Below are 26402 nucleotides of genomic sequence, written 5' to 3'. Positions count from 1 at the left end.
AACTTCGCGCTTTACCCCGCAGATACCTCCTGCTACCTCCTGCGCCCCTACCGCACTGCCACAACAGCCCTATCGAAGTTCGGCCACCCCAGGAGTGAGCGTCCCACGCTAATGAGGACTGGACCCCTCCATGACGCGAAAGACTAGGCCGCGAAACGGGGCGCCCAGCGCTAATGAGGGCTGGGGGTAGACGGGCATCGGCAAGCAAGCGAATTGGCGGTACGCCAAAGCCGGGCCGCCACAGCAGAAGTGTGGGAGCCCGGCTTGCGCAGAGTGGATTTGTGAAGGCTAGGTTTCTTGTTTCTGGCCCACGTGGCCGATGCCCTCTTTGAAAATCGTGCCGCGCGGCGGAAGCAAGCCCATGAATTTGAATGTCAGGTACACGCCGATGGAAATGGCCAGCGAGACGGCACCGAACGCGCCGGTAAATCCGTACATCACGGCCATCGGCGCGATGATGGTCCACGAAATCTCGAACGGGCCGAAGCCGATGTAGGCCATGCCGTATTCGGAAAGCGTGCCGGACTTCAGCTTCGGGTCGACGATCTTGAGCACGGCGATGCCGGTAGCCACGGTGGCCGTCGCCCAACCCCAGCCGAAGATACCGCGCTCGATCCAGCGCTCGCCAAAGAACTCGGCGGGGAACCACATCAAGAAGAAGGTACAGAAGATGGTGCCCAGAATGAACAGAACGAGCAGCGCCTGCCAGTAGGAAGCGATAGCGGCAGGAACGATGGCGGCCACGCCGAAGGCGATGAGGTAATCGGTAGCGGCACCGGAGATGGAGGATACGGAATCCTTATCCAGGTAGTCCTCGGCGCCGACGAAGTTCATGATGGCGCGAAAGAGGAGACCGATAACCATGGACATCGCAAAGAGCGGGACGGAAACGTTTTCCCAAATGCTGGAAATACCCTGATTGACGCCATAAGCCGTCATGACCGTGAGAATGATGAAGCCGAAGTGCAGCGCGAGCGGCTCGATGGAAGAAGGGTTGGTGGTCGCGCGGCCGAGAGAGGGGCGATCATCGAGGTTCTTAATGTAGCCGCGGCGAATCTCCTCAGGCAGTTCCTTGGGCACGTAGGACACCTTGCCCTTGCGGATGCCCCAGTTACCAGCGATGACACCGCCGATAATCGCGGCCAGCGTGCCGACGGTCGCAGACGTAAAGCCCAGGGACGCTGCCGCATCGGCGCCGACGCCCTCCAGCGCGCCACCCACAGCGGCGGCCGTGCCGAAGCCACCGGTAAAGCCAACCGGCAGCATCATGCCGAACCAGTTGGGGGTATCAAAGACTGGGGCGAAGAAGAGCAGGCCGAGCACGATGAAAAGGCCCCACTGGCCGGTAAACATCATGGTGGAATAGCCCCACATATGGCGCGCGCCCTTGCCCATGTTGCCGCCAACCTCCATGGAATACGCCATCGAGGCAAAGACCACGGCGATGAGGATGGAGGTGTAATCGCCGAGGTTATCGGAGAAGTTGATCCAACCCAGCACGTTGGGCCCGACCAGCAGACCAAGCAGGCCGGCGGTGATGGGGGCAGGCAGCAATAAGTCCTGGAAGATGAACTTCACTTGGTGGCGCAAAATATTGCCGATGACCATGAGTAAGGAAATCCAACCCACGTCCAGCATGAGCGTATAAGCGGAAAAATCTTCCATGGGAATCCTTTCTAGCTGTGCAATTATGGCAGGCTGCTCACGAGTAGCGAGCGCGCAGATAAAAAGTACATTACCTATCATGTAGTGAGCCACAACATAAGGCGGATTTTTCACCCCCGCTACAATGGCACGGTGGAGCACTACCTCAGCATCATCATCGGCGCGGGCCAGGCAGGCTTGGCAACTGCCCAGCAGCTCACTTCCCGCGGCCTTATCCCCGCCCAAGACTTTTTGCTTATCGATGCCAACCCCGCCCCCGGCGGCGCCTGGCGTCACCGGTGGGATTCCCTGACACTGGGCAAGGCCCATAACATCGCGGATCTGCCGGGCATGCCCGCCCCGCTTGCCGATGCCTCCTCCCCCGCCTCCCACGTAGTCGCCGCCTACTACGGCGCCTACGAGGACAAGTTCCAACTCCGTCCCTACCGCCCGGCGCGCGTCCGCAGCGTCCGTGCCCTGCCCAGCGCGCACGGCACACACGGCGCGCGCAATCCCCGCGGCACACGCGGCGCATTCCTCGTGACGTTGGAGTCCGGCGAGCAGTTTTCCGCGGACACCATCGTTAACGCCACCGGCACGTGGGATAGGCCGTATATTCCTTATATTCCGGCCATCAGCAGTTTCGGCGGGCGCCAACTGCACACTAAGGATTATTCGGCGGCGGAGGATTTTGCAGGCCAGCACGTGTTGGTCGTTGGCGGTGGGCTATCCGCGGTGCAGTTCTTATTGGAGCTTGAAGGCATCGCGCAAACCACTTGGGCCACGCGGCGAGCACCGGATTTTACGGATACGGAGTTTGATAAGCAGTGGGGCTTGGATGTGGAAAAGAAGGTCCGCGAGCGGGTCTTTAGCGGAAATCCTCCAGCCTCGGTGGTCTCGACCACCGGGATTCCGCCCTGGCAGGAATACCTGGATGCGGTCGAACGCGGCGTTCTGGTCTCGCGCGGCATGTTCGAAGCCATCGATGCGACCGGCGTGCGGTTTGGCGAGTCTGCGAGCGGTGAGGTGGCGGGGGCATCGGAAAGCGTGGCGGCATGGCAGCCGTATCCGGCGGGCATGCACTTGGCGGTGGACGTCATCTTTTGGAATACCGGTTTCCGCCCGGTGCTGGACCACCTGACGCCGTTGCGATTGCGCTCACGCAAGGGCGGGATTGTCATGCGCAACGAGGTCTCACCTGTCGCGAACCCGCGGGTTTTCCTCGCCGGATATGGATCGACCGCTTCGACGGTGGGGGCGACGCGCGCGGGGCGCTTGGCGGCGCGCGAGGTTATCAAGGTGCTGGGACTGTAGCGCGGGGCGATAATGCGCACGCTAAAAGGCAGGCAAGCACACTAGGATGGGAAAACATGTGGGAATTGGGCGAGCACTTCCGGAAGTACGCAGACGACTACCGCGATGCGGTGCATGAGCAGTTTTTCCTCATGGTGCCGGAGGCGCGGCAGGTCTTTTCCCTCTCTATGCAGGACACCCACCGGTCCATGGTGCACGCACTAGCATGGGTGATTGAACACGCAGAGCCCAGCAGCGCCGGCGCGAAGGCAGGGTCCGGGGTTGGGGCTGCGCTGCCCGAGGACGTACGGGAGAAGATCGCGCAGCTTGGCCGCGATCACCGCAGGCACGGCTTCCCGGCCGAGGTGTACGCGCGGTTCGAGGAGGCGCTCATCAAAGGCCTGCGGGTATTGGCGCTGACGCGGTACCAATACGACTTCGCTTGTGCCGTCATCCACCAGGTTTGCGAGGAAATGGCCAGTGCGGCGCGCGAGGCGGACCTGGCTGGGGAGGCGCCGGCGTATTCGGGGCAGGTGGTCGCGGTGGAGCGGCCGACGCGCGAAACCGCGGTCATTCGCGTCGTGGCGGGCATGCCCGCCACCTTTGAGCCGGGGCAGTATTTCCCCGTCACCACCCAGTACCTTCCCGGCCAGTGGCGCATGCTCACCCCAGCCCAGCCAAGCGATGCCACCGGCCAGCTGGTCTTCCACGTCGCCGCGGTGGGCGAGGCTTCGCGGTCGCTTGCGCATACCAAGCCGGGTGATTGGTGGACTTTGGGCCGGCCCACCGGGTCCATCTGGCAGGACCTGCGCGCGTTGCGCGGGGGCAGGCTGGTCATCGTGGCCTATGGCACCGGTTGGGCGGCGGCGCGGTGCTTGGCGCTGGCGGCCCGCCAGGCCGCGGATGCGGGCGAGGAGGGACTCGCGAAGAACCTGGACCTGCAGATTTTTGCCGTTGCGGATAGCCCCGGCGCGCACTATGACACGCATTTCCAGCAGAACCTTGCGGCCCTCTACCCCGATCTCAACCTGCGCCGCATCATCCGGCAGGAAAACGACCCGTGGTTGCTGGGGGCACGGCCGCTTGCCGATGCCGCCACCCACACCCTCTCCCCCGACCCGACCGATGTAGTAGTCAACGAGGTCGAGTTATCCACAGGCACACCCACTTACTTCGCCCTCTTCGGCAGCGCCGAGGAGGTAGCGGAAGGAAGGAGGGGGTTGGAGAAAAGGGGCATCGGCAAGCAGTGGATCTTAAGCCACAGCTGGGGCCGCGACCGGGAGTGGCTGCCGAAGGATTATGCGGCGCAGTCTTAGTCGTTAAGTTCTAGCACCGGCAGGGAGCGGCGCGTCTTCGCTACTTCTTGCGGGTCGATATCGGCGTAGAGGATTTCGTCTTCGTAGCCGGCCTCGGCCACGCGCACGCCGTTGGGATCGACGATGGTGGAGTGCCCGATGCCGGTCGGGCCCGAGGGGGATCCGGCCTCCGCGTTGCCGCCTGGCCGGGATTGGCCCGCGGCGAGGATATAGCTGGTGGAATCCAGCGCCCGCGCGGCCGTGAGCAGGCGCCACTGCTCTAGCTTGCCGGGGCCATCCGCCCAGCTGGTGGGGACAACGATGAGCTGCGCGCCCTCGCGCGCCAAGTCCTTGAACTGCTCTGGGAAACGGATATCGTAGCAGACCACGACGCCGACGGTAAGGTCATCAACGTCGAAGGTCACCAAGGATTCCCCGGGCTGCACCGTATCGGATTCGCGGTAGTCAAAGGCATCGTAGGTGTGGATTTTCTCGTAGCCGCCCAGCACGCCTGGGCCTGCGACGAGCGCGGTATTGGATACGCGGTTGATGGTCTTTTCCTCGCGCTCGATGGTATCGGCTGGGCAGAACATGCCGACGACCACGGTGACCTCCAATTCCTCCGCCGCTTCCTGTATCGCGGTGGCGAACGGGCCTTCGAGGTTCTGCGCCTGCTCGTCTAGGCGGCCCGAGCGGAAGTTCTGCGAGGTGGCCTCGGGCAGCACGATAAGGCGTGCGCCCGCCGCCGCGGCCTCGCGGATTTTATCCAGGGCGAGTTCTTGGTTTTCCTCGATGCTGCCGGTGGAGGTCAATTGCACTGCTGCTACTTTCATAAATCCCAACTTAGTGCAGCGTCACCTAGTTATCCACAGGTTGGCGGTTTTGCCCTCGCGGCCACAGCCCGCAGCGGCCACGCTTAAGGCCATGAGTTATGTAGATATTCCTGAATACCTTCCCGCACATGTACGCACGTTGAGGGCGCGGCCGGCGGCGGCTATGCCGGGGGCACGCTTAAGCGTGGCTTCCCGGACGTCTGCCGCCCTGCAGCGCGCGGTGGCGCAGTGGTCTGAGACGCAGCAGCTTAGCGATGCCACCGTTTCCGAGCGCCTGCGCAGCCTCCACGTCTTCCTGGACCGCAGCGGCGCGCTCGATTCCTCGCTCGCTGCGAGCTTGAGGAGGGCGCGATGAATTTATCGACTGCCCTGCGCCACAGCGCCGCGCAGCTCGCCGCGGATCGCTCTGGCCTGCACACTCACTATGTGGACTCGCACCACGATTGGCACTCGCTATCGCTGGGTGGGCCCGCGGGCGTGGCGGCGCGATCCGGGTTAGCGGAGGCGACCGAGTGGCTGAGTAGCCCCCTTGGGCAGATGGAGCAGGTCATCGAGGTGCTTGACCGGCACGCGGACCTGCAGGCCTGGCGCGAGGGGGTGGAGGCGCGGATCATTTCCTTTTTGGGCAAGGTCGATGAGTTTTCTGGGCCCGCCGCACTGGCCGGCGGCGTGCTACTGCGGGAGGTACGTGCGCTTGGCGATGCCCTCGATTGGCTCTGCTCCCAAGAAATCGACGCCCTCTGCACGCCCGCCGGGGTGGAACCGCCGCGGCGGCTCGAGGATTTTGCCGATCTCCCCCTCGATACCATCCACGAAATCAACCTCGCCCAGGCCAGCGACCGCGTGGCCCAGCTGGCCGCAAATAACCCCGATATGCGCATCGTGGAGACAAGCCCCGGCCGGCTGGTGGCGTTGGTGGATCCGGCGGGTTTTCGCACCGAGCCTGCGTCTGTGACCACGTTTGTTGAAGGCGTACATTCCTCCGACCCCACCACCTGGCAGCGCGCCGTGGACCGCGGCCGCAATATCGCCACCGCGAGCGGTGGACCGGCCGCCGTGTGGTTGGGCTACCAGGCGCCATCGAGCCTGCCGCGCGCCGTGCACGCCGATCCCGCGCGTGCGGCGGGGCAGAAGTTGGTGCGGTTTCAGCGGGGCATCGGCAAGCGGTATCCAGGTGCAAAGCGAACGGTGGTGGGTTATTCCTATGGCTCCGTCGTGACTGGATACGCGGCGCGCGAGGAGGAAATCGCCTCCGATATTGTGCTGGTGGGAAGCCCCGGTACGAGTGCTCAGCATGCCCGCGAGCTGCACGGCACCGTGTGGGCGGCGACCAATGACAATGACCCCATCGCTATCGCGACGGGGCCACTGAGCGGGATCCACGGACCGGATCCCACCGTCCAGTCCTTTGGTGCCACTCCCCTCCCCGGCGCGGATGGCCTGCCCGGGGACCACGGGTCCTATTGGGAGGACCCACAGTTCCTGCACGGGCTGGGCACGGTGGCTGCTGGGGAATCGAGGACGGATTAGCGCAGGTTGGGGAACGCCAGTTGTGGGTTTAGAACAGGCCTGCGGGGGCGTCCGAATACGAGACCAGCATGTTCTTGGTTTCCTGATAGTGGCCAAGCATCATCAAGTGATTCTCGCGGCCCAAGCCTGATTCCTTGTAGCCACCGAAGGCGCTGTGTGCTGGGTAGTCGTGGTAGTGGTTGACCCACACGCGGCCGGCCTGAATATCGCGCCCGGCGCGGTAGCAGATGTTTTGCTGGCGCGACCACACGCCGGCGCCGAGGCCGAAGTTGGTGGTATTCGCGATCTCGATGGCCTCATCGTAGTCCTTGAAGGTTGCCACTGAGAGCACGGGCCCGAAGATTTCCTCTTGGAAGATGCGCATCTCGTTGCTGCCCTTAAATACCGTGGGCTCGATGTAGTAACCGTTTTCGAGACCCTCCACCTTGTTCACGTGGCCGCCGATGAGCGTTTCCGCGCCTTCTTCCGGGCCGATCTTGAGGTACTCGGTAATCTTGTCCATCTGCTCCTGGGAGGCCTGGGCACCCATCATGGTTTCGGTATCCAACGGGTGGCCAATCTTGATCTTCTTGACGCGCTCGATGGCAAGCTCCAAGAACTTATCGGCAATATCCTCATGGACCAACGCACGCGATGGACAGGTGCAGACCTCGCCCTGGTTAAGGGCGAACATGACGAAGCCTTCGACGCACTTTTCCAGGTAAGAGTCATCTTCATCCATGATGTCCTTAAAGAAGATGGACGGCGATTTACCGCCGAGCTCCAGGGTGACCGGGATGACCTTGTCCGCGGCGGCCTTATTGATGAGCTTGCCCACCGGGGTGGAACCGGTAAATGCGATTTTGGCAATGCGGTCCGAACCCGACAGTGCCGCACCGGCCTCCTCGCCCACGCCGTTGACGATATTGAGTACGCCATCTGGGAGGAGGTCTCCGATGATGTCCATGAGCAAGAGGATGGATGCTGGCGTTTGCTCCGCAGGCTTGAGCACGATGCAGTTACCCGCAGCCAGGGCCGGTGCAATCTTCCAAGAGGCCATGAGCAGCGGGAAGTTCCACGGGATGATTTGGCCAACCACGCCGAGCGGCTCGTGGAAGTGGTAGGCCACGGTGTCTTCGTTGATCTGGGACAGACGGCCCTCTTGTGCGCGGATGGCGCCCGCGAAGTAGCGGAAGTGGTCAACGGCCAGCGGGATATCGGCGGCCAAGGTCTCGCGGACGGCCTTGCCGTTTTCCCAGGTCTCCGCCACAGCGATCTTTTCGAGGTTTTCTTCAATCCGGTCCGCGATGCGGTGCAGCAAGAGCGCGCGCTCTGCTGGCGTGGTCTTGCCAAAGGTAGCAAACGCCTTTTCCGCGGCGTCGATGGCCGCATTGACATCGGCTTCCTTGCCGCGGGCCACCTGACAAAATACTTCACCGGTCACGGGGCTGATGTTGTCCATGTATTCGCCATCGACTGGCGGGACCCACTTACCGCCAATGTAGTTGTCATAGCGGTCGCGGTAGTTAACGATAGCCCCTTCGGTTCCGGGCGCTGCGTACAAAGTCATGATGGTGGTGTCCTCTCGTGTAGAAATTCTGACTGTGGCTCTTGCCAGGTATGGCCCTTGCCGGTTATGGCTCGGACCACTGCAGGCGCTCTACTGTGGTGTACCTCACCTGCTTTCCGGCCATAGTAATGCAATTTTTCGCATCTCGCACAAAATAGGGGTGGGGAATTAACATTTCTTCACAGGCCAAAGTCCGGTTATGCGGGTGTGGCATTGCCAGGGTGAGGGACTTTTGGGCAGAGATAAACCCTCCATACCTGTGCGGGCGCTACGCCGTGAAAGGTATGGAGGGTTTAAGTTGAGGTTTCTCGTCCGCAGGACGAATTAGGCGGTTTAGCCGGTTTAGCCGGTTTAGCCGGTTTAGCCGGTTTAGCCGCCGTTGTTTCGGCGATTGCGTTTGCGATCGCGCGCGGTGCGCGGGCTCCACATCACCACAGAGGTAGACCGCGGAACGTGGACGAGCTCGCCGCTGCGTTGGGAGCGCACCGGGACCTGCGAGCCTTGTGGGCCTTGTGGACCTTGCGGGCCTTGTGCGCCGCGGGTGTGCTGCCCCTGGGCTTGGGGGTGCTGCGATCCGGAGCGCTGCCCGGCGGCGAGTTGGTCGCGGAGGGCACGGACTTCATCGGCAAGCGCATCGCGTTCGGCTTCGAGCCGATCGCGTTCTTCGGTTAGCTCGATAATGGATTTGATGCCGGCGAGATTGACGCCATCGTCTTGCGACAGCGCCTGAATCTTGCGGAGCAATTCAATATCGCGATCCGAATAACGGCGGCCGCCACCCCGGGTGCGGGCCGGGGAAACCAAACCCATGCGGTCATAGGTGCGCAGGGTTTGGGCGTGCATCCCGGAAAGCTCGGCGGCCACGGAAATAACGTAGACCGCAGTGGCGGAGCCTTCTGCCTTTCCAGTACTCATTGTGCAATGCACCTCCTGCCTTAATTGCTCTCCGCGCCGGCCCAGCCTGCGCGGGGATTAAAGCCAGAGTCCTTTTCGGCTTGTGCATAGGTACGCAGGGCGCTGGAGGCCGCAGCATCGAGCTTGGAAGGCACGGTGACCTGCACGCTCACCAAGAGGTCGCCGTCCTTGCCGGCGCGCTTGGCAATGCCGCGCCCACGCACGCGCAAGGTGCGGCCATCCGGGGTACCGGCGGGGATCTTCACGCGGACCGGGCTGTCCAAGGTGGGAACCGTGATGGTGTCACCAAGGGCGAGCTCGGCAAACGAGACGGGGACGGTGATGTGGATATCGTCGCCGTCACGGGTGAAGACCTTGTCAGGCTTCACGGTGACCGCAACGAAGAGGTCACCGGCCGGGGTGCCATTCGGGCCTGCCTCGCCTTGGCCGGCGATACGGACCTTTTGGCCGTCGATGACGCCGGCGGGGATGCGGACCGTGATGTTCCGGGTGCGGTGCACCGTTCCGGTGCCGTTGCAGTCTGGGCACGGATCTGTGATGCGGCGGCCCGTGCCATCGCAATCCTTGCATGGGGCGGAAAAGCCGAACGCACCGCGGTTTTCCGAGGTGTATCCGGAGCCATTGCAGGTCCCGCACGTTGAGGTCTTGCCGGAGGAAGAACCCGAGCCATGGCACGTGGTGCACGGCGCGTTACCGCTTAAGGCCAGCGGGATGGTGGTCCCCTTGGCGGCCTCGCGGAAATCGAGGGTTATTTCCGTTTCGACGTCGGCCCCCCGCGACGGTTTAGCTGAGTGGCCAGCACTACCGCTGCGGTTGAAAACGCTACCGAAGATATCCCCAAAACCGCCGCCTTGAGACGATCCTCCAGTGGCGCCTCCGAAGAGGTCCGAGAGGTCGAAGTCTTGCGCACCTTGTCCACCCATGTTCGTGGATCGAAACCCGCCGGGAAAGCCGGCGCCTCCGTTCCGTCCGAAGCCACCGCCATTGCGCAGCATGGCCTTGAACTGGTCGTATTCTTTGCGTTCGGAGGCATCAGAAAGCACATCGTATGCTTCCGCAACCCGCTTGAACCGGTCCGCTGCCGCAGGGTCATCGGGGTGGGTATCGGGGTGGTTTTCGCGGGCAAGCTTGCGGTACGCGCGCTTGATCTCGCTTTGGTCTGCGGACGAGGAGACCCCCAGATCCGCGTAATAATCTTTGTCTGCCCATTCGGGTTTAGCGCTCACTGGGCATCTCCTCCTTTCAAGAAGAATCGGTTGTAATTAGTAAAAAGGGCGCCGGGGGAAGTTGAATCAGTCAGTTCCCAAGGCGCCCTTTTCCCGGATTAATCGGCTTGTTCGGTGCCTTCCGAACTGCCGGAATCCTCACCGGGGTCCGCGATGATGACCAGCGCGTTGCGCACCAGCCTCTCGCCTACGCGGTAGCCCTGGCGCAGCACGGTGCCGAGCACCTGCTCATCGCCGGAGGACAAATCCTGCACGGCCTCGTGCATCTCTGGGTCGAAGGGTTCGCCCTCTTCACCAAAGGCGGTGAGGTTGTGCTGCTCTAGGCCCTTGCGGAGCTTATCCGCAACCGCCTTGAGCGGGCCCTCCAGGTCACCGTGCTGCTTGGCCAAATCGAGGTCATCGAGGACCGGCAGCAAGTCACTAATGACCTTTGCCTTCGCGGTTTCGATAACGGATTGGCGGTCACGCTCGGTGCGGCGGCGGTAGTTGGTGTATTCCGCATTCAGACGCTGCAGGTCTTCGGTGCGTTCTGCCAACTGCGCCTCCACATCGTTGGTGGCAGCGCCGGTGGAGGTGGGCTCATCGCCCTCCTCCTCGGCCTCGACCTCATCGGCGTTGACATCAGCCAGCGCGTCTTCGAGGTCAGCATCAAGGGTGGGATCCAATTTGGCTTCTTCGGAGGCATCAGCCTGTGCGTCGTTGGCAGCCTGTGCTTCCTCGGCCTTTTCGGCGGCAGCCTCAGCGCGGTCAGCCGAGGTAGCCTCCGGATCCGTGTTTTCCGGGTCGCCTGGGTTTTGCGGCATTCCGCTGTCCTGAGTCATTACTTGTCGCCGTCCTTGTTGTCGTCGGAGTTCTCGTCTTCGTCCACAACTTCAGCGTCGACCACGTTTGGGTCGCCCTGTGCGGCGCCGGCATCGCCAGCACCCTCGGCGCCGCCCTCTGCAGCCTGTGCCTCGTAGATCTGCTTGCCCATCTCCTGGGATTCGGTGGACAGCTTCTCTACTGCGGACTTGATGGCATCGAGGTCATCGCCCTTCAGTGCCTCGTCCACGGCGTCAGCAGCCTCGGTGACCTTGGTCTTGGTGTCCTCAGAGACCTTGTCCTCGTTATCCTCCAAGAACTTGCGGGTCTGGTAGGAGGTGGACTCTGCGTTATTGCGCAGCTCCTGTTCCTCGCGACGCTTCTTATCTTCCTCAGCGTGCTGCTCGGCGTCCTTGACCATGCGGTCGATCTCTTCCTGGGAAAGGCCAGAACCTTCCTGGATCTTGATGGTGTTTTCCTTGCCGGTGCCCTTGTCCTTGGCGGTCACGTGGACGATGCCGTTGGCGTCGATGTCGAAGGTGACCTCAATCTGGGGCACGCCGCGAGGTGCCGGTGCGATGCCGCCGAGCTCGAAGGAACCCAGCAGCTTGTTGGCGGTAGCCATCTCGCGCTCACCCTGGAAAACCTGAATCTGCACGGAAGGCTGGTTGTCTTCTGCGGTGGTGAAGGTCTCGGACTTCTTGGTCGGGATGGTGGTGTTGCGCTCGATGAGCTTGGTCATCACGCCGCCTTTGGTTTCAATGCCGAGGGAGAGCGGGGTGACATCGAGAAGCAGCACGTCCTTAACCTCACCGCGCAGCACACCTGCCTGGAGTGCAGCACCCACTGCAACGACCTCATCCGGGTTAACGCCCTTGTTCGGGTCCTTGCTCGTCAGCTCCTTGACCAGGTCAGATACGGCCGGCATACGGGTGGAACCGCCGACCAGCACAACGTGGTCGATATCGCCGACGGAAAGGTCAGCATCCTTGATGACCTGGTTGAACGGAGCCTTGGTGCGGTCCAGCAGATCCTGGGTGATCTTCTGGAACTCGGTACGGGTCAGGGTCTCGTCCAAGAACAATGGGTTCTTGTCGGAGTCAACGGTGATATAAGGCAGGTTGATGTTGGCCTGCTGGGAAGAGGACAGCTCAATCTTGGCCTTCTCTGCAGCCTCGCGCAGACGCTGTACGGCGCGCTTGTCCTTGGTCAGGTCAACGCCCTGGGAGCTCTTGAAGCGGTCCACCAGCCAGTCAACGATGCGCTGGTCCCAGTCATCGCCGCCCAAGGTGTTGTCACCTGCGGTAGCCATAACCTCAACGACGCCATCGCCGATTTCCAGCAGGGACACGTCGAAGGTGCCGCCGCCCAAGTCGAAGACCAGGATGGTCTGCTCTTGCTCGCCCTTTTCTAGGCCGTACGCAAGTGCTGCCGCGGTGGGCTCGTTGACAATGCGCAGGACGTTCAGGCCGGCAATCTGGCCGGCTTCCTTGGTGGCCTGGCGCTGTGCGTCCTCGAAGTATGCAGGGACGGTAATAACGGCGTCCGTAACATCCTCACCCAAGTAGGACTCTGCATCGCGCTTCAGCTTCATCAGCGTGCGAGCGGAAATCTCCTGGGAGGTGTAGTCCTTGTCATCAATGTTGACGGTCCAGTCAGTACCAATGTGGCGCTTGACGGAGCGGATGGTGCGGTCCACGTTGGTCACGGCCTGGTTCTTGGCGGACTGGCCAACCAGGATTTCGCCGTTCTTAGCAAACGCTACAACGGAAGGCGTGGTGCGAGAGCCTTCGGAGTTAGCGATAACGGTGGACTCGCCACCTTCCAGTACGGAAACGACGGAGTTCGTCGTACCAAGGTCAATACCTACTGCGCGTCCCATGATTCATTCTCCTTTTTGTCGAGTGCAGTTAATAAAGTTGATTGTGAGTGACTCAACTTCTCGTTGCGTCCGAGCGCTACTCTAACAGAAGTTGCGAACTCGTTCATAAATTCTTGAGCCTGTGTCACTCAATCTTTATAACCTCCCACACTCAAATCTTATTCCCGCCGGCTCGACCCTCCTCAAAAATTGTTCCATTTTCCCAGCTCTTAGCCTCAAACTCCGCTCCCTCCTACTGCTTCAAACAGGAGTGAACTACCTTTTAAAACAAACTCTTCCACACCCAAAAGCTCCCCAAAGGGCCGTAAAAAGGTGGCCAAAAGTTACCTCACAAAGGATCCAAAAGAGGCTTGGCAGGCGTATTTAACTCGCACATACTGGAAACCACAGCAGCCACTGGTTGCTACCCAGAGAGAGATTGATTTGTAGTTTCACTCCGCCAACTCGAAAGGAAACGTCCAATGCTCGACACCCTCGTAAACCTCAGCTCCTCCCTCGATTTCGAGGCAATCTTCAAGGCCATCAAGGGCGCTGCTGAGCTGTCCTCCGAGTCCAACTCCGACTCCGTGGACCTGTCCTCCGTAATCGAGGGCCTGTCCTCCAAGGACAACGCTGACGCTGCTACCGAAACCGCAGCTAACGCTTAAGTAAACCTTCGCGTTTACACTCCTTCATGAAGACCGACTAAACCCCCGCACTTTTCCACGCAGGTTTTAAACCTCGCACCGGAAGGTGCGGGGTTTAGTTGTTTTCATTTGCTGGTTTCACGCTTCCAGGCCTTAAGCTAGGTGCGAGACGCCACAAGCTTTTCACAACTATTCAGCCTGAGCACCAAAGAAGCGCATTCCACCGTGACTTTCACCCCGCCACTACCATTTCGCCACCGCCTTCGGGCGGCGATGACCCTACAGCGCACCGCAGCGCTGATCGCCATCATTTGCTTGGCCCTTACCCTTTTCGCCGCATTTCTCACCCCAACTAAACACCAACTTTCAGCGGCAATCGTCGGGTTAATTTTGACGGCCATCACTACATCTGCCTATCGATACCCGAAGACCATGGCAGTGGGGTTTCTGGCAATTTGGATTATTGCCATCCTTACCGTGGGAATCCCCTACGCCAGTTCCGTTTTCTTAGCCCCGGTATTCCTTGCCGTATTCGCTTTTCGCAGTACCAAGTGGCAGTCGATTCTTCTCTGCGTAGTGTTTTGGCTGGTAGGACTGGTAGATCCTAGTACGTTGCGGCTAGTCCTCAATCCAACACCGGCACTGGTCTGGGGAATTTTCTTGGTCATTAGCACCTTCATCGGCAGCTCACTCGCCCATTCCGCACGGCGCTATAAAACCGCCATGGTGGAGTGGAATAACGATGTCAAGCGCCGACAGTCCGACCTAGCTGAAACCCTGCATAACTCGGTAATTTCCAGCCTTACCGTCAATACCATGCAGTTAGAAGCGCTCAGTTTGGAATACGCCACCACACCGGAGCTCAGCCGCCGCCTCGATGAATTAAGCGATGCGATGCGCTCGTCGATGTCTGAAATACGCGCTTTAACTAAAGTCTTGCGTTCCAATATTGACGGCATCAACGACGAATTTAGTTTTAATCAAGCACCACGCCCTACAAGCCTTGCACAGGTACTGGCCTGGGAAGAAGAACAGCTACCAAAGCTCAACCGCACGCCAATCATTAAGGTAAGCGGAGAAGATTTTTGCCCCCAGTTTTCTCCTTCTGTTCTTGACTCGGTCGCAGCCATCACCAGGGAGGCTTGCCTCAACGCCGTCAAGTACTCGCCGCCTGGGGCGGAAATTAGCGTATCGGCACAACCACATTTGGGATGGACGATTCTTACTATCCGCAACCCTATTGCCAAGCCAACGAGCACCACGCCGGAGACTTCCTCCGGCATAGGAATTAATTCGATGACGCGCCTTGCGGCAACTATCGATGCTCGGCTGGAGGCAGGTCGTGTCGATGAATACTGGGAGCTCACGCTCGCGCTGCCCCCGTCTGCGCATGAAGAACGTTAGTTCAGCCACCTTCGCTGGCAGCGCCACCATTCCTTTACTACACTTACGTATGTTTCTTATAAATCCGGTTTTTATATAAAGGAGTCGTGCAATGCAGGCTGCCCTCGCTAGCTTTCTCGCGCCCCTCATGCTGTCCGCCTCTCTCTTTGGCGCAGACCTCACCCCTGGCGACCTCCCGCAAAACAATAAATACGAGTCCTCGGCAGAGCTCGTCTTCGGCTGCCCAGCCCCATGGTGCTTCAAGTAAAAACTTCGCTGCTCCTAGTCGATGATGACCCACTAGTCATCGAGGCACTCGGCCACTATTTCGCTGCGGCCGAAGATATGGAAATCAGCGCCGTCGCAGAAAATGGGAAAGCCGCATTACAGCAGCTAGAACAACACGATGTCGATGCCGTCATCGCGGATATTCATATGCCGGAGATGGACGGCACAGCACTGCTGCGCGAGCTTAATGAGCTGCCTAATCCACCGGTATTCATTGCTATGACCGCAATGGATAATGACGACACCCTAAGGGAAGTCCTGTCCAATAAGGCGGCAGCCTATATCCTCAAAAGCTCGAAGCCGGCCTATATTTTGGATACGGTGCGCGAGGCCGTCCGCGGTGGCACGGTCGTGGCTCCCCAACCTTTAACGCGCTTATTCCAACAAATGCCTGGCTGGAGCGAAAACGATGCTCAATCTACGTCTGCGGTTTCCGCCCCTGAGCACCATATTTCGCCTGCTCAAGCTCAGATCCTCGATTTAGTATGCGAGGGAAAATCCAACGAAGAGATCGCAAAAAGCACTCACTATGCTCCGGGAACGGTAAAGAAATATGTTTCTAGCCTGTTAACCGAATTTCACGCCAAGTCTCGTCTCGAGCTAGCGGTCAAGGCGCTAAAAGCGGGGTACGGCAAATAGCTGCATAGGCGCGAATAGCGCTCACCCCTAATCGTGGCCCCACCCCCTTAAAACCCCACATGCTGGGGTTTTCTTTTTTACCTTTATACCCCCACTGCCGATTTTGCTAACGAGACTAGCATCACTATATCGACAACCCTATAATTGATTTCACACACAACTACATAGCATTTCCCGCGCATCATTCGGCGTCATTCGGCCACTGATGCCTGTGCTAGGACCGGATTAGGAAACCACTACTGGGCTTTCATTCCTGCCCCCTAGCTCCACATCGCCACAGTGTAGAAAGCAGGTGAGTGTTGAACACCAACTTGGCACGCGTCCGCCGCCATAGCGACAGGCCCCCGGTCCCCCACTACCGGTAGCACTATGGCTTGTTGATTCGCTTGGTTTAAACCTCCGAGCAGCGGCGCGCGCATCCCGCGTGTTCCACTCATTGCCAGGTATGCGGAGACCTAATCGCCGCATGCTTTCTAACTTTCATAGACTTACCAGCCACTTTCTGCCCCCGGCGCTAAAAGTCACAGAACAAAGGCCACACCGCGGTGTGGGTTGGCCACCAACCTGGAAGTACACGTTTCGAAAAAGAGGTTGAATTTCACATGACTTCTCCCGCATACACCCGCACGCCACTATCTGATGATGTTGAGGCCGTACTGCCTGCCGCCATTAAGCGCGCACAAGGCTGGCTCGATTCCACCGCGGATGAAAAGGATAAGGCCACCGAGCAGCTCGCGGAGCTGTTACGCGATGACAATGGCGTGAAGTTCACCATGGACTTCGTTGACCGCGTCATGCGCCCAGAGGATGACAAGGTTGCGGCCAAGGCACTGAAGGACATTTCTTCCCAGTACGATCCTTCCTTCTTGGGCAGCATCAATGGCGCGCTCGTCGGTGCCGGCGGTTTCTTCGGCCCGATCCTGCCTAACCTGGTCATGCCGGTAGCGCGCCTGTACATGCGCAAGATGGTTGGCCACTTGGTGCTGGACGCGGAATCGGATGCACTCAATGACACCCTGGAAAAGGCCGCCGCTTCCGGTGAACAACTGAACCTCAACCTCCTGGGTGAGGCCGTCCTTGGTGAAGAGGAAGCACAGTCCCGCGCGCGCCGCACGCTGGACCTCATCAAAAACCCGCGCGTGACCTACGTATCCGTCAAGGCGTCCTCGATGGTGGCGCAGCTGAACAACTGGGACATCGGCAGTTCCGTGGAGCGTTTGAAGGACCGCCTGCGCCCGCTCTACCAGGAGGCCGCTCGCCGCAACCCACAGGCCTTTATCAACATGGACATGGAGGAATACCACGACCTCCACCTGACGCTGCGCCTTTTCAAGAGCCTTTTGAGCGAGCCGGAGTTCAAGAACCTGGAATCCGGCATCGTGTTGCAGGCCTACCTGCCCGATACCTTCGACGCCCTCCAGGACATCGCGGAATTTGCCAAGCAGCGCGTGGCAGAGGGCGGCGCCAAGGTCAAGGTGCGCATTGTAAAGGGCGCCAACCTGTCCATGGAGACCGTAGAGAGCGAAGTCCACGACTGGCCGCTGGCTACCTACACCAACAAGCTGGACGTTGACGCTAACTACTACCGCCTGCTGGATTACATCCTCCAGGAGGAATTCGCGGACTGCATCCGCATTGGTGTGGCCAGCCACAACCTGTACACCGCCGCCATGGCTTATGAGCTGGGTGTAAAGCGCGGTGTGCTGCACATGCTGGATTCTGAGATGCTGCAGGGCATGTCCCCGGCGCAGCAGGCAGCGGTGCGCAAGGTCTACGAGGGCCGCCAGATCCTCTACACCCCGGTGGTCCACGCAGATGACTTTGACGTCGCCGTGTCCTACCTGGTGCGCCGCTTGGAGGAGAACTCCGCGCCGCAGAACTTCCTCTACGCCCTCTTTGCCCCGGGCGAAGAACCGCTGGCAAGCCAGGAAGAGACGTTCCGCAAGGCCGTTGCCAAGCGCTGGGATACCTTCGCTGGATCGCGCCGCACCCAAAACCGCCTCGAGGATTCCGGGCGCCAGGCACCGGATTCCGGACGCTTCAGGAACGAGCCCGATACGGACCCGGCAATTACCCCGAACCGCACCTGGGCCAAGCGCGCGCTTGCGAATGACCCTGGTGAGCACGGCGTCCAAGAGGTCACCGACCCCACCGCTGTTGAAAGCTACGTCGCCCGCGCCAAGGAATTGGGCACCGAATGGGGTAAGCGCCCCGCCGCAGAGCGCGCCGCTGCCCTAGACGCCGTTGCGGACCAGCTGGCCGCCAAGCGCGGAGACTTCATCTCCGTGGCAGCCTACGAGGCAAATAAGACGGTCACCCAGACTGACCCGGAGGTCTCGGAAGCCATTGACTTCTGCACCTACTACGGCCAGTCCGCCCGCTTCTTGGAAGAGGCACACTCCGAGTTCCACCCGCACACCGTCACCGTGGTGACCCCGCCGTGGAACTTCCCCATCGCCATTCCTACCGGCGGCATTGCTGCTTCCTTGGCGGCGGGCTCGGCGGTCATCGTCAAGCCTGCTCCCCAGGTGGTCCACTGCGGCAAGATGGTGGTTGAGGCCTTCCGCACCGCACTCGAAGCAGAAGGCTTGGACCCGGATCTGGTGCAGCTGGTGCTTACTGATGAAGGCGATGCCGGCAAGGCCCTGCTTTCCCACGATGACGTGGACAACATCATCTTGACCGGTGCGTCCGATACCGGCGCGCTCTTCCGTTCCTGGAAGCCCAAGATGAACCTGATGGCGGAGACCTCCGGTAAGAACGCGCTGGTCATCACCCCGGCCGCCGACCCGGACCTGGCCATCCAGGACCTGTACAACTCCGCCTTTGGCCACTCCGGCCAGAAGTGTTCGGCCGCCTCGCTGGTGATTTTCGTTGGCGCTGCGGGCAAGTCCAAGCGTCTGCGCGAGCAGCTGCTGGATTCCGTCAAGACCTTGAAGCCTGGCCCGGGCTATGACATCACCACCACGATGAATGGCCTGGCTGAAAAGCCGAGTGAGAAGCTGCTGCGCGGCCTGACCCAGCTGGAGCCGGGCGAGAAGTGGCTGCTGAAGCCGGAAAAGCTCAACGAAGAAGGCACCCTGTGGTCCCCGGGCATTCGCGATAATGTCCAACCGGGCTCTTGGTACCACAAGAACGAGTGCTTCGGCCCCATCCTTGGCATCATGTACGCCGATACCTTGGAAGAGGCCATCGCTTGGCAAAACAGCACCGGCTATGGCCTGACCGGCGGCATCCACTCCCTGGATGACAAGGAAATCGAGTACTGGATCGACAACGTTGAGGTGGGCAACGCCTACGTCAACCGCGGCATTACCGGCGCGATTGTCCAGCGCCAGTCCTTCGGTGGCTGGAAGAAATCCGTCATGGGACCGGGCGCCAAGGCCGGCGGCCCGAACTACGTAGCCCAGATGGGTACTTGGACCGATGGCGAACTCAAGCCGCGCGACGTGGATATCGCCCCAGCCAGCGTAAAGATTCTGCAGCGCCTGCGCGATGAGCTTTCTGATGAGCTCAGCCAGGACGATCTGGAATGGCTCTGGCGCGCCGCCGAGCTGGACCGGATTGCGTGGCTCGAGGAATTCGGCCGCACCCACGACCGCACCGCGCTGGTCGCTGAAGCCAACCGCTTCCGCTACCGCCCGCTGCTCACCAAGCTGCGCATCCGCGTGGGCGAGGACTACAAGCTGCGCGATGTTGCCCGCCAGGTACTGGCTTCCGGGATTACCGGCACCGAGACGGAAATCTCCGCCGCCCCAGAGGTTGCCGCCCAGCTGCAGGAGCGCGGCTTCGACGTGAAGTCCATTTCTGATGGTTCCTTCGCTGCCGCCGTGGCCAATGACGAGTCCTCCCGCGTGCGTGCCCTGGGCACCGTACCGGATTCCGTCTACGAGGCAGCGGTGCGCTCCAACTCCGTGGTACTGGACCAGCCCGTGCTTGCCGATGGCCGCCGTGAGCTCATGCCTTACCTCCTCGAGCAGGCAGTCTCCGTGACCATGCACCGCTTCGGCATCATCCGCAACGTGGGCAACCTGCGCGACTAATACGCCGATTGCTGCCCGCCGCGGCACAGTGACTAAGCGCCCCACCTTCTCCCGCTTTCTTGCTGGGAGTTGGGTGGGGCGCTATCTTTTTCTCTGCTTTTCGTGCGCTATCTCTAGGTGGTTTCGTATGGCATAGTAGATGAATGACTACGCCAGATAACCACTCTTCCAGCGGCACCGGGCAGCGCTCGGGCCAGGACTCGGCGCAGGGCGCGCAGTACCCGTCAGCGCTCGAGCAAAACTCCGTCAACCGCAAGGCTGACGCGAAGAACCCCTTTGTCGCGCCGCTGGTCTCCCCCGATGAATCCCAATTGGGCGCTGAGGTAGCCACCGCCGATCCCGCCGATCGCGATAATAAATCCGCCGTGCTGGCCAAGGACTTCCGCAGCATGGCCAAGATTTCGGTGTGCTTTATCCTCATCGTCGCAGGATTGGGCCTGGCGGGTTTCCTGCTGCGCTTTATTTGGGTGGGCCTGCTGCCGGTTATCCTCGCCATCTTGGTCTCGACGGTGCTTTATCCAGTGAGCGCCTGGCTGCGCTCCAAGGGCTTGCCCCGCACCCTGGCAGCGGTCACGACGCTTTTGGGTTTGGTGGTTATTTTCGGCGGCATCTTTGCCGCCATGGCGCCCATGGTCACCGCACAGTCCAAGGTGCTTATTAATGAGGCCGAAGCCGGCATTATGCAACTGACCAAGATGGTCAATGATTCCCCACTGGATATTGAGGTGGACCAACTGCAGTCGGTCCTCGAGGACATCGTGTCCTTTGCCAAGGGCCAGGCCTCCACCATCGCCACCGGCGTGCTTTCTGGTTTCTCCATGGCCAGCTCCATTGCGGTAGCCACCGTCATCATGCTCTTTATCACCTTCTTCATCATTAAAGACGGCGATAGGTTCCTGCCCTGGTTGCGCAAATACACCGGTAACTCCGCCGCCTGGCACATCACGGAACTTACTTCCCGCGTCTGGAAGACGCTGTCTGGCTTCATTCAGGCCCAAGCCCTAGTCGCGCTTGTCGATGCCGTCTTTATCGGCCTCGGCCTCTGGGTTCTCCAGGTCCCACTGGCACTGGCCATCGCCGTCATCACATTCTTCGCGGGCTTTATCCCCATCATCGGTGCCGTCACCGCTGGCGCCTTAGCCGTCATTATCGCCTTGGTATCCAACGGCCTGACCAATGCGCTGCTCGCACTGGCGCTCATCATCATTGTCCAGCAGGTAGAAAGCAACGTCCTCCAGCCCATCCTGCAATCCAAGGCCATGGGCCTGCACGCGGCCATCGTCTTGCTCTCCATCACCGTGGGCTCCACTCTGGCCGGCATCGTCGGTGCTTTCCTCGCCGTGCCAGTCGCCGCCACCATTACCGTTGTCCTGCGCTACCACGCAGAGATGGCCGCCCTGCGCGCCGGTGAGGTCTCCCCCGATGACATTGAAATCGTCACCGGTTCCAAGTCCACGTCCAAAGACGAAGAAGCTGAGGACGCGGACAATACAGACCCCGAGGACAAGCGCACCGGCGAAGAAGGCGACAGCGACAGCCCCCTCGAAGAGTCTCCTCGCGAAAAGGTAAAGCAGCTTTTCGCGGCCATGAGCCCGCTAACCTAAAAAGCCCCGCTCTTCCTCCGCCGTGCGAAACGGCGAGGAAGGCGACGGAGGCATCGGCTAGCGCAAGAAGCCTAAATCGGCTGCGGCAGCGGCCAGCTGGCGGGCGCTGCGGTCCAAGACGCCAGCCCAGGTGCCCATCGATTCCTCATTAGCGGAATCGGAGACCTGCTTCAGCAGTGTGCAGGGCACACCAAAGCGCTGGCAGGCAGCGGCAATAGAATAGCCCTCCATATCGCATAGCTGGGATTTTTTCACCAGCTCATTGCGCAATGCGGTAGTAGAGACAAACATGTCACCGGTGGCCAGCCCGCGCGCCGGAAGCTCGCCGGAGGTCTCCAGCTCGATGAATTCTGGGAGGAGGTAACGGCTGATATCGGTCAGCACTTCTAGCTTAAAATCGTGCTTGGTCACTTTATTGATCTCGAAGACGCCATCCATGCCATCGACAAGCGCGCCTGCCGTACCAATATTGACCACGCGTTCAGGCAAAGCATCGTTTGCGCGAGCCTCTGCCAATACCTCCGTCAGGGAAATCGCGGCTGGAACCGTGCCGATTCCGGTAATGAGCAGCGCTTCGCCGTCTGGAATGTGCGCAGCTTCGGCGTCCACGGCGGCGACGAAAAGTGTGCGTCCGTTGAGATTCTCCATGTCTGCGAGAATACCTGCTCGCCCTAATCAAAGTTCAACGTGTGGTTCCTTTGGTGCAGGCGAATCGTAATATTTTTATGCCCGGCGCCCACGGCGATGATTCGGCCAGTAAGCGTACTTGCGACGGCGAGGTCTTCCTCCGTCGTCGCCTCCGCCGCCTCCCGTGCCGTGGGCAACTAAGCACCACCCGGATCTGGGCTGTCAAGGTGAATGAAGCGTTCGCGATCCACATCTATCAAATACCTTTCCGTGACCTTGAAACGACCGTGGCTCTCGTCGAAGGAATCGCGGCGCCAACTGCCCTCGGCCACGCGGCAGACAAAGGGGCAATAGCCAAAGCACGAGAGCACGATATAGCGCGTCTGCGGGCTCACGTGCCACTGGCCGCGCACGGAACTCCAGACTTGGCGGTAGGTTGCGGCCAGGCTCATCCCCAGCCGCAACCCTTGCTGTCAGTTCTCATCCAACCCGGCACCTTCTACCTGAGTGTTTAGCTCTCCGAGCCGCGTCGCATTGGCCACGTACATCCCCAGCCACACCTCCTCCGGCAATGGTGTAGGGACTGGTGATATCGCAATGGAAAACGACTCTGGGAATGCCCTTTCCACATCCTTGGGAAGGCGCTGACGTCCGGCAAGGTCCACAGGCGAACGCCCCACGCGATACCCGCACCACAGTCGCACGCAGCTGGCGGTCATAAGTCTCCTAATGCGTAGCCCCCGCACTGATTCGCCCCAGCAGCTTCTTGGCGTAGTCTCTCTCCACCTACTGCTCCACTCCCGGCGCGATCTCCATTTCCGGCAGCTGACATAGCAAGATGAGGTCAATAACGTCACCCAAATCAAAGACTTTGCTCAATTCTGATTGGGCATCTGGTCCGAAAGCTTCGATTGCGCCATAGGCCAACGCACCGCCTAATCGCCTGATAAGGTCTCGGGGCACGCTCACTCGTTTGCGAGCTGTGTGAAATTCGGACGCATTGCGATTTCGCTCCAGTGCCACAGGTGCTTCTTTCTCGTTCCTCATAGAGGATTCAAATTTAGGTCACACTTGGGGTTAAGCTGGCCAGGAAGGAGCCGGCTTACTATTCCCGACTGCAAGTCCCTCGTTTGCTCAAGCTCTCGCACTAAAGCACAGCCTTCAGCTGTTGCTAGGCCCTTTTATTCAACGGTTTTGGGGGCGACTTACTCCCTCTAGCTTCAACTCTTGACCGCACAGATGTCGTACTTATGTCGTTCGTTTTATGCGAAAGTAACTTGAATGGAGCTAAATGCCTAGATTAAAGTTTAATTGAAACAATTTCTGCAAATTGTATGTCACTAGTACATCATGGATTAATCGTTAGATTGTCCAATCTCTCTCGTATTCCGCTCTTAAATTGCTTATGGAGGAGTCCAGCTTTTGAACGACAACAATGCTTGGGGCCAGCCGGATCACCCCTCCTCGGATCCCTCTACTGAAGGTATGCGCCCCTTGCCACGCAAGGAACAAGCTTGGGGCACGCCCTCACCTAATTCCTCTACAGCCTCGACTACTGCAGCATCATCTTCAGACGAGAACTTTGAACACCCTAAGTCCTCCAGTAAAAATAGACGCATCGTGTTCCTAGTCATCTCTGTGCTAGCGGTTCTCGCTCTGGTTGGCGGTCTAGCTTGGGCATTCGTTGATAGGAACGATACAAATGATGCAGATGATCCAAATGAACCTGCATTGGCGACTAGCTCTGAGGCTAAAGATGACTCCCACTCTGAGAAGGGAGCCGAGTCCGACAAACATGAGGATAATTCCAAAAAAGGACGAGGAAAAGAATCCCCCAGAGAAGAAAATGATGCTAAAGCACAAGAGCTGACCAAATACGAGAAGTGCAATAATTACGCAGACGACAAACTTAGCGATTTGCGCTCCCCAGTAAAGATGTACTGCGATGACTCTTGGCTTTTTGCAGGTGAAGACGGCACCGGGAACCTCGCCTTGTTCTATTGGACCGACAATGCGTGGCACATTTACAAAACAGATGGATCGGTGCCGCAATCCGATATGGGATGCTACGACCAGTCCAAACTTGAAGACGCTGGTGCCCCACGCCGCTTGCTTGATGAGGTTTTGCTGTGCGACGACAATGCTAACGCCAAAGCCGAAAGCGCTAAGGAAACCACCAACAGATCCGGGGCCGAAGATGAATTCGCCTGGGCCGGAGATTGGGACGGAAAGTGCGACGGCCGATACATCCTCATCGCTGAGTCCGTGCTCATCTCAAGTGGCGAACCGTTTAGCGAGACCTCCCGCGTACAGGACAAGTACCCGGGATCGAAAATTCTTTACGGCGGCGCTTGCAGCTCTCTTCGTAGTCAAGTAAACGGCAACGACGTCTATGCTATCTACTTCGACGCAGGCCATAGCGTGGAGAAAGTGTGCGAGCTAAAAGCGCAATACGGTGGCAATGCTCGTTCACTGAATAATAACGCCGACTTCTCCGACCCCTGCTAGTTCCCTCTTTACGTAAATACTCTCTTCCTGATCTCTCACTCTCTTCTCCGTACAACCCTGGATCTAACACTAGAAAGGAACTCTCTATGCCCCACTACAACCTCTACGACTCTCTCTCCCTCGATGCTTCGGCCGATTCCACCGATCTCATCGCAGAGATTGACAACAAGCTTGCCCACGTAGATCCTGCGGACACTGCAGCACGCGACGAACTGAATACTGCGCGACAAATCTTTTCCGCGGACAACCGGCGCAAGCAATACGATAACGAGTTGGCTGATGCCACTGGGGCCGAAGTAGATATCGCGCGCATCCGCTACATCGCTGCTCTCCCGTCCGACACTGCACCGCAAGAGAATCCTGCTTCCAATTCCCCGGTGCCTGGATACGCTCCTCAACACTCGGCGCAACAACAAGACTGGAAGCCGCAGGCAACGAATCATCAATCCAGCAGCAATTCAAGCTTCAACGTCGCTAATAAACAATTCACCGTCGACTTTAGTAATGTAGCGTTCTCTGTCGAGCCAGACCGCCAACGTTGTCAATCCATCATGTGGTGCGTGCTATGGGGCATACTGCTCCTCATGTGGCTTATTGCCGGAATCCGAGGCTTGTCCCTTGCCGGCGAAGCTAGTGACGTCACCGCCCTGGACCTCGTCTTTGATTCCTCGGAGCTGGAGTCTAAGACCGCAGGCTTCAGCGCCTCACTGATCAAAACGCTCGTAACCACTCCGCTCATGTTGATTCTTTGGGAGTTCGTGTGGTCGATTCGCAAGACTATGGGACGACGGGCAATTGAGAATGCCTAACTCGCATAGGCCTTTCCATGGCCGAGTACTGGCCATCGGAGCAGCAATGATCCTCGCAAACGTGTGCCTTGCTCTGGCTGGCTGTGACGATAATTCCACCAACGCTGATGGTCAACACCTCCAGTATGAGACTGCTTCGAGGTCCACCTCACCAGAAAAAGATGACGACGCAGAGCAGGAAACCTCGAGGAAAGATTCTTCCCCAAGAGAAGAAACTACTTCCAAGCCAGTGCCGCCCAACGTAGTGATGGATGAAGAAGAGGAAAGCCAAGCGTCCCAACTAGGTGACGAGAATTCTTCTGCAAGCAAATCCGACCAAACCTGCGGTACGCAAAGCGCCCAGACAGCGTTCCAAGACAGCGTTTCCCAAGTTGCGCCGTGGTACACCATCGGTTGGGAGCTAATCGATTCCTCAGGCTACGACCCTTGCGCTTCCCTATCGTGGGAAACCCTGATGATCGAGGGAGGAACAAGTTCTTCTCCCTACCACATCATGCTGTTCAACCACGGTGAGTACTTAGGGACCGCAACAGCAGAACCCTACGGCTTCGCTCCCACGGTTGAACGCGTAAACGATTCCGAAATCGCGGTGACCTATCACTGGCCTCGCAAAGGTGAAAGCAATGCCAACCGCTCGGGTACAACCAATGCGGGATTCCGCTGGGATGAGAGCGAGCAGAAGGTCATCATGTCGGGTGATGTTCCACCAACACGATAGGTCAATGTAAAACAAGCACGTTTCGCTGAATTTTCAACCGTTTTGTGGCAAATCTTGCTAGGTTCGCGCTGGTGGCTGCACTCCCCTGCTACGTGCACCTAGCCATCGAAGGGCCCGCTGTGCTGGGCCCAACTTCGCCGCTGTTGCTCGGTGCACAGGCCTCAATATGACGCGCAGCGACATGAGCGA

At 59.4% G+C, this 26402-nt stretch carries 23 protein-coding genes; 13 read left to right on the top strand and 10 right to left on the bottom strand.

The features are described from left to right. Nucleotides 1-288: 288 nt before the first annotated feature. Nucleotides 289-1665, bottom strand: a complete 1377-nt coding sequence (locus ABRP86_RS07350) for a sodium/glutamate symporter (protein WP_349863452.1) — start codon at nt 1663-1665, stop codon at nt 289-291. A gap of 132 nt (nt 1666-1797) precedes the next feature. Here ABRP86_RS07350 and ABRP86_RS07345 point away from each other — a divergent pair, with 132 nt between their 5' ends. Continuing rightward, nucleotides 1798-2958 carry an NAD(P)-binding domain-containing protein gene (locus tag ABRP86_RS07345; protein WP_349863450.1) on the top strand — a complete coding sequence of 387 codons (1161 nt, stop codon included), beginning with the start codon at nt 1798-1800 and terminating at the stop codon, nt 2956-2958. 56 nt (nt 2959-3014) lie between these two features. Then, nucleotides 3015-4253 carry an FAD-binding oxidoreductase gene (locus ABRP86_RS07340; protein WP_023024099.1) on the top strand — a complete coding sequence of 413 codons (1239 nt, stop codon included), beginning with the start codon at nt 3015-3017 and terminating at the stop codon, nt 4251-4253. Here ABRP86_RS07340 and ABRP86_RS07335 read toward each other — a convergent pair. Continuing rightward, on the bottom strand, nt 4250-5065 hold the full coding sequence (locus ABRP86_RS07335; RefSeq protein ID WP_349863448.1) for a carbon-nitrogen hydrolase family protein: 816 nt from the start codon (nt 5063-5065) through the stop codon (nt 4250-4252). The two genes, ABRP86_RS07340 and ABRP86_RS07335, sit on opposite strands and share 4 nt — an antisense overlap. 91 nt (nt 5066-5156) lie before the next feature. Here ABRP86_RS07335 and ABRP86_RS07330 point away from each other — a divergent pair, with 91 nt between their 5' ends. Both ABRP86_RS07330 and ABRP86_RS07325 read left to right on the top strand, forming a co-directional pair. Next, on the top strand, nt 5157-5420 hold the full coding sequence (locus ABRP86_RS07330; protein ID WP_034659553.1) for a hypothetical protein: 264 nt from the start codon (nt 5157-5159) through the stop codon (nt 5418-5420). Beyond that, nucleotides 5417-6595, top strand: a complete 1179-nt coding sequence (locus ABRP86_RS07325) for an alpha/beta hydrolase (RefSeq protein WP_023024105.1) — start codon at nt 5417-5419, stop codon at nt 6593-6595. Before ABRP86_RS07330 ends, ABRP86_RS07325 begins: the two co-directional genes overlap by 4 nt. Nucleotides 6596-6623: 28 nt before the next feature. Here ABRP86_RS07325 and exaC read toward each other — a convergent pair whose 3' ends face one another. The 5 genes from exaC to dnaK form a co-directional block, all read right to left on the bottom strand. Next, a complete protein-coding gene (exaC, locus tag ABRP86_RS07320; RefSeq protein ID WP_349863445.1) occupies nt 6624-8144 on the bottom strand; it encodes an acetaldehyde dehydrogenase ExaC in 1521 nt (506 codons plus the stop codon). A 369-nt stretch (nt 8145-8513) separates the two neighbouring features. After that, on the bottom strand, nt 8514-9059 hold the full coding sequence (locus ABRP86_RS07315; RefSeq protein WP_304504142.1) for a heat shock protein transcriptional repressor HspR: 546 nt from the start codon (nt 9057-9059) through the stop codon (nt 8514-8516). Between the two features lie 20 nt (nt 9060-9079). Next, entirely contained in the window at nt 9080-10285 is a 1206-nt protein-coding gene (gene dnaJ / locus ABRP86_RS07310; RefSeq protein ID WP_349863443.1) for a molecular chaperone DnaJ, read from the bottom strand. A gap of 98 nt (nt 10286-10383) precedes the next feature. After that, nucleotides 10384-11106 (bottom strand): nucleotide exchange factor GrpE, encoded by a 723-nt coding sequence (grpE, locus tag ABRP86_RS07305; RefSeq protein WP_239275825.1) that lies wholly within the window; start codon nt 11104-11106, stop codon nt 10384-10386. Then, entirely contained in the window at nt 11106-12968 is a 1863-nt protein-coding gene (gene dnaK / locus ABRP86_RS07300) for a molecular chaperone DnaK (protein WP_005279388.1), read from the bottom strand. The genes grpE and dnaK overlap by 1 nt, the downstream gene beginning before the upstream one ends. Nucleotides 12969-13429: 461 nt before the next feature. Here dnaK and ABRP86_RS07295 point away from each other — a divergent pair, with 461 nt between their 5' ends. The 6 genes from ABRP86_RS07295 to ABRP86_RS07270 all read left to right on the top strand — a co-directional run bounded on the left by ABRP86_RS07295 (nt 13430) and on the right by ABRP86_RS07270 (nt 21551). Then, nucleotides 13430-13615: a hypothetical protein gene (locus ABRP86_RS07295; RefSeq protein WP_023024121.1), complete on the top strand. Its 186-nt coding sequence runs from the start codon at nt 13430-13432 to the stop codon at nt 13613-13615. A 204-nt stretch (nt 13616-13819) separates the two neighbouring features. Beyond that, on the top strand, nt 13820-14998 hold the full coding sequence (locus tag ABRP86_RS07290) for a sensor histidine kinase (protein ID WP_349863440.1): 1179 nt from the start codon (nt 13820-13822) through the stop codon (nt 14996-14998). 91 nt (nt 14999-15089) lie between these two features. Beyond that, nucleotides 15090-15245: a hypothetical protein gene (locus ABRP86_RS07285; RefSeq protein ID WP_284771664.1), complete on the top strand. Its 156-nt coding sequence runs from the start codon at nt 15090-15092 to the stop codon at nt 15243-15245. Continuing rightward, entirely contained in the window at nt 15230-15904 is a 675-nt protein-coding gene (locus ABRP86_RS07280) for a response regulator (protein WP_349853635.1), read from the top strand. The genes ABRP86_RS07285 and ABRP86_RS07280 overlap by 16 nt, the downstream gene beginning before the upstream one ends. Before the next feature lie 602 nt (nt 15905-16506). Further along, entirely contained in the window at nt 16507-19947 is a 3441-nt protein-coding gene (locus tag ABRP86_RS07275) for a bifunctional proline dehydrogenase/L-glutamate gamma-semialdehyde dehydrogenase (RefSeq protein ID WP_349863438.1), read from the top strand. 143 nt (nt 19948-20090) lie between these two features. After that, on the top strand, nt 20091-21551 hold the full coding sequence (locus ABRP86_RS07270) for an AI-2E family transporter (protein WP_349863436.1): 1461 nt from the start codon (nt 20091-20093) through the stop codon (nt 21549-21551). A gap of 57 nt (nt 21552-21608) precedes the next feature. On the opposite strand, the gene ABRP86_RS07265 is transcribed toward ABRP86_RS07270, so the two are convergent. The 3 genes from ABRP86_RS07265 to ABRP86_RS07255 all read right to left on the bottom strand — a co-directional run bounded on the left by ABRP86_RS07265 (nt 21609) and on the right by ABRP86_RS07255 (nt 23225). Continuing rightward, nucleotides 21609-22199 (bottom strand): nucleosidase, encoded by a 591-nt coding sequence (locus ABRP86_RS07265; RefSeq protein WP_349863434.1) that lies wholly within the window; start codon nt 22197-22199, stop codon nt 21609-21611. A 176-nt stretch (nt 22200-22375) separates the two neighbouring features. Next, nucleotides 22376-22630 carry a hypothetical protein gene (locus ABRP86_RS07260; RefSeq protein ID WP_349863431.1) on the bottom strand — a complete coding sequence of 85 codons (255 nt, stop codon included), beginning with the start codon at nt 22628-22630 and terminating at the stop codon, nt 22376-22378. Nucleotides 22631-22964: 334 nt separating this feature from the next. Beyond that, nucleotides 22965-23225, bottom strand: a complete 261-nt coding sequence (locus ABRP86_RS07255; protein ID WP_239269247.1) for a hypothetical protein — start codon at nt 23223-23225, stop codon at nt 22965-22967. Between the two features lie 375 nt (nt 23226-23600). Between ABRP86_RS07255 and ABRP86_RS07250 the strand changes: the two genes are divergently transcribed. From ABRP86_RS07250 to ABRP86_RS07240, 3 genes are all read left to right on the top strand, one after another. After that, the gene (locus ABRP86_RS07250) at nt 23601-24686 is read left to right on the top strand and encodes a hypothetical protein (protein WP_349863428.1); all 1086 of its coding nucleotides are present in this window, start codon (nt 23601-23603) and stop codon (nt 24684-24686) included. Nucleotides 24687-24772: 86 nt separating this feature from the next. Continuing rightward, the gene (locus ABRP86_RS07245) at nt 24773-25495 is read left to right on the top strand and encodes a hypothetical protein (protein ID WP_239269250.1); all 723 of its coding nucleotides are present in this window, start codon (nt 24773-24775) and stop codon (nt 25493-25495) included. Nucleotides 25496-25541: 46 nt separating this feature from the next. Beyond that, nucleotides 25542-26213 (top strand): LppP/LprE family lipoprotein, encoded by a 672-nt coding sequence (locus tag ABRP86_RS07240; protein ID WP_349863425.1) that lies wholly within the window; start codon nt 25542-25544, stop codon nt 26211-26213. The last annotated feature ends 189 nt before the right edge of the window (nt 26214-26402 follow it).

Source organism: Corynebacterium sp. KPL3927 (genome assembly GCF_040225835.1).
Classification (GTDB): Bacteria; Actinomycetota; Actinomycetes; order Mycobacteriales; family Mycobacteriaceae; genus Corynebacterium.
Note: the sequence above shows the minus strand (reverse complement) of the source record. Positions and strands in the feature narration are given on the sequence as shown.

Excerpts from the sequence above, each read along its gene's own strand:
- ABRP86_RS07270 (WP_349863436.1), top strand. The coding sequence starts at position 20,091 with ATGACTACGCCAGATAACCACTCTTCCAGCGGCACCGGGCAGCGCTCG.
- ABRP86_RS07350 (WP_349863452.1), bottom strand. The coding sequence starts at position 1,665 with ATGGAAGATTTTTCCGCTTATACGCTCATGCTGGACGTGGGTTGGATT.
- ABRP86_RS07265 (WP_349863434.1), bottom strand. The coding sequence starts at position 22,199 with ATGGAGAATCTCAACGGACGCACACTTTTCGTCGCCGCCGTGGACGCC.
- dnaK (WP_005279388.1), bottom strand. The coding sequence starts at position 12,968 with ATGGGACGCGCAGTAGGTATTGACCTTGGTACGACGAACTCCGTCGTT.
- ABRP86_RS07240 (WP_349863425.1), top strand. The coding sequence starts at position 25,542 with ATGATCCTCGCAAACGTGTGCCTTGCTCTGGCTGGCTGTGACGATAAT.
- ABRP86_RS07340 (WP_023024099.1), top strand. The coding sequence starts at position 3,015 with ATGTGGGAATTGGGCGAGCACTTCCGGAAGTACGCAGACGACTACCGC.
- ABRP86_RS07295 (WP_023024121.1), top strand. The coding sequence starts at position 13,430 with ATGCTCGACACCCTCGTAAACCTCAGCTCCTCCCTCGATTTCGAGGCA.
- exaC (WP_349863445.1), bottom strand. The coding sequence starts at position 8,144 with ATGACTTTGTACGCAGCGCCCGGAACCGAAGGGGCTATCGTTAACTAC.
- ABRP86_RS07285 (WP_284771664.1), top strand. The coding sequence starts at position 15,090 with ATGCAGGCTGCCCTCGCTAGCTTTCTCGCGCCCCTCATGCTGTCCGCC.
- ABRP86_RS07335 (WP_349863448.1), bottom strand. The coding sequence starts at position 5,065 with ATGAAAGTAGCAGCAGTGCAATTGACCTCCACCGGCAGCATCGAGGAA.
- grpE (WP_239275825.1), bottom strand. The coding sequence starts at position 11,106 with ATGACTCAGGACAGCGGAATGCCGCAAAACCCAGGCGACCCGGAAAAC.
- ABRP86_RS07245 (WP_239269250.1), top strand. The coding sequence starts at position 24,773 with ATGCCCCACTACAACCTCTACGACTCTCTCTCCCTCGATGCTTCGGCC.
- ABRP86_RS07260 (WP_349863431.1), bottom strand. The coding sequence starts at position 22,630 with ATGAGCCTGGCCGCAACCTACCGCCAAGTCTGGAGTTCCGTGCGCGGC.
- ABRP86_RS07255 (WP_239269247.1), bottom strand. The coding sequence starts at position 23,225 with ATGAGGAACGAGAAAGAAGCACCTGTGGCACTGGAGCGAAATCGCAAT.
- ABRP86_RS07315 (WP_304504142.1), bottom strand. The coding sequence starts at position 9,059 with ATGAGTACTGGAAAGGCAGAAGGCTCCGCCACTGCGGTCTACGTTATT.
- ABRP86_RS07280 (WP_349853635.1), top strand. The coding sequence starts at position 15,230 with ATGGTGCTTCAAGTAAAAACTTCGCTGCTCCTAGTCGATGATGACCCA.
- ABRP86_RS07325 (WP_023024105.1), top strand. The coding sequence starts at position 5,417 with ATGAATTTATCGACTGCCCTGCGCCACAGCGCCGCGCAGCTCGCCGCG.
- ABRP86_RS07330 (WP_034659553.1), top strand. The coding sequence starts at position 5,157 with ATGAGTTATGTAGATATTCCTGAATACCTTCCCGCACATGTACGCACG.
- ABRP86_RS07275 (WP_349863438.1), top strand. The coding sequence starts at position 16,507 with ATGACTTCTCCCGCATACACCCGCACGCCACTATCTGATGATGTTGAG.